This window comes from Corallococcus sp. CA047B, from assembly GCF_003612065.1.
Taxonomy (GTDB): Bacteria; Myxococcota; Myxococcia; order Myxococcales; family Myxococcaceae; genus Corallococcus; species Corallococcus praedator.
The window spans coordinates 1-387 of sequence record NZ_RAWD01000752.1 but is presented as its reverse complement, the minus strand read 5'-3'; the positions used below and the strand labels follow the sequence as shown (position 1 = coordinate 387).

At 34.9% G+C, this 387-nt stretch carries 1 protein-coding gene; it reads left to right on the top strand.

Annotated features, from left to right (window positions below; genetic code table 11):
- Positions 1 to 142 precede the first annotated feature (142 nt).
- On the top strand, positions 143 to 387 hold a 245-nt coding region (locus D7X74_RS42505; RefSeq protein ID WP_199742040.1), incomplete at its 3' end, for an Hsp33 family molecular chaperone HslO.

The window sequence follows — 387 nt, the reverse complement described above, 5'->3', positions numbered from 1 at the left end:
TCGTTGAATTGTTATAGCAGAAAATAATTGTAAAACAAGTTACTTCATTATTTAGAATGATGGGTGTAGAATAAGTACAATTGTTGCATTTTATGAAGTAAAGTAATTTTTTAAATATAGAGTAATAGAGGAGATTGAAATAATGACACACGATTATATTGTTAAAGCATTAGCATTTGATGGAGAGATTAGGGCTTATGCTGCTTTGACAACTGAAACTGTTCAAGAAGCACAAACGAGACATTATACATGGCCGACAGCATCTGCTGCAATGGGAAGAACAATGACAGCAACAGCTATGATGGGCGCAATGTTGAAAGGTGATCAAAAATTAACTGTCACTGTAGATGGCCAAGGAGCTATTGGACGAATTATTGCCGATGCAAA